At 36.3% G+C, this 1729-nt stretch carries 2 protein-coding genes and 1 pseudogene; all 3 read right to left on the minus strand.

Annotated elements, in window-relative coordinates; all coding sequences use genetic code 11:
* Positions 1 to 113 precede the first annotated feature (113 nt).
* The gene (locus tag V5298_RS20540) at positions 114 to 905 is read right to left on the minus strand and encodes a Cthe_2314 family HEPN domain-containing protein (RefSeq protein ID WP_332933272.1); all 792 of its coding nucleotides are present in this window, start codon (positions 903 to 905) and stop codon (positions 114 to 116) included.
* 117 nt (positions 906 to 1022) lie between these two features.
* Positions 1023 to 1385: a hypothetical protein gene (locus V5298_RS20545; protein WP_332933273.1), complete on the minus strand. Its 363-nt coding sequence runs from the start codon at positions 1383 to 1385 to the stop codon at positions 1023 to 1025.
* A gap of 119 nt (positions 1386 to 1504) precedes the next feature.
* Positions 1505 to 1729 (minus strand): annotated as a pseudogene (locus V5298_RS20550) (hypothetical protein); the annotation flags it as partial.

Here is a 1729-nt window from a genome sequence, read left to right on the forward strand (position 1 = left end):
GTTTTATTATCGAGTTCGAGGAACGCCTCGAAAAGCATATTAACTAATGGCAGTTACACAGAATCTGTTACAGGCTCAAAGCCAACTGTATTTTGTCCTTGTTTAACAACTTGTTAGCTATCTTTTCTATGGTAGTCATGAAAGTGATGAGATACACCACTCTTAGCATTAATTGATAAAGCATCGTGTCTGTCTCGATAATGAACATAAAGTTCATCCACTAATTCAATGCAAGCTTGAAGAGCGTCCTTAACCTCTTTTACCACAATACTATAAATTTTATCCCTAGAGTTTTCATAAGTAGCCACTAAGTCATACCCTGATATTTCCGAATTGTGTGACTCCGACCACGCCATGTTTTTAAACATTTGATCATCTTCTGTGTATAAATTACAGAAGCCTTTATGTGCTCTTTCATTTCGATCTAATCGAAGTGGCGTTCCAGTTTGATCTAATATTTTTAAATGCTCTAGAATCTCAGGATATTTTTCCTTGAGCACCTTTTTGAGCTGTTTTATGTTCAGCTTATGATCTGGAAGATTAAGCTCTAAAACTTCATTTACAAAATGGAAAGCAATATCTCTTAAACTTGAAAATCTAAATAAAGATAAATCTACAATAGATTTTAGCCAATCATATCTATTTATATCTTGAACTGTGGATTTTAAAGGAATTTCTTTAGCTCCAAGCATTTGAGGTATAACCCTAAGATCAACAAATTGTTGTTCTAGCGCATCAAACCTAACATAGGTTAAGTGCGCGTATGCCATATGTGGATCTGCTTTTGAAAATTCTTCCCAATTCTTATAAGAATGATCATGGAGGAAATACATATTTATAGAGTCGTAAAGAACACCTTTAAATGTTGATTCTTCGAAATCCCACCAATAATATTCGTTATTCATCACACTCTCAGATTACGATAGATAGCTAACACTAAGCTAACGGGCGAAAACGTGATGCCATAATATGCGAAGCATGGCATTGCGTTTTTGTCCCGTTCAGCGCATTGTTATGAGCGTTCATATTACAACCCCATTTAGGACCAAACCGGGCATAAAAAATATAGTCGCAAACGCTACTGAACCTGTAAATAAAAAAGCCGTGCAACAAAACATGGCTTGAACAGCAAATACTTTTGGTTTTGCTGAAGCGCTATTTTGAATTGAAATAACAGCAATCTTTATGCTTTCGTTGAGTTTCGAATAGGCATTATTGATATGCCTTATCATTGGCATTAGATACATAGCCAGAAAAGCAAATGCAATCTCTATCCCGCCAAATTGGACAAGCATTGCGATTTCTGGCGCCAACAAAGCAACACCAACGATGGCAACACCAAAGATAGCTTTTTGTAATAGAGTTAAATCTTCCCAATTTTTCATATTATTCCTTTAAGCTCATAACGCCTCGCTTAACCGGCGCAAAATAGCAGGCTAAAATTAGCGACGAAGGAGCGCAAGCCTGCTGTTTTGCGTCCCTTGGTTTAAGCGTTTGTTATATTTTATTTGCTGCGTACCTTGTCTTTAAAAAAGTTCTCAACATGCTTTACAGCATGTTTTATTTTTAATGAGAACTCATCATCTTCAGAGATGTAGTACACGATTTTATCATTCTCTATTTTACGCTCTGCACTATTATCAACGGTTGTGCCTGGACCAGCATATGCACCTTTCATCCAGAAATGGAGCCAGATACCACCTCTTAATTTTCCGATAATATCTTTGAT

Source organism: Alteromonas sp. 14N.309.X.WAT.G.H12 (assembly GCF_036697315.1).
Classification (GTDB): domain Bacteria; phylum Pseudomonadota; class Gammaproteobacteria; order Enterobacterales; family Alteromonadaceae; genus Alteromonas.

Bases quoted from the DNA above. Each gene is read 5' to 3' on its own strand.
- V5298_RS20540 (WP_332933272.1), bottom strand. From the start codon at position 905: ATGAATAACGAATATTATTGGTGGGATTTCGAAGAATCAACATTTAAA.
- V5298_RS20545 (WP_332933273.1), bottom strand. From the start codon at position 1,385: ATGAAAAATTGGGAAGATTTAACTCTATTACAAAAAGCTATCTTTGGT.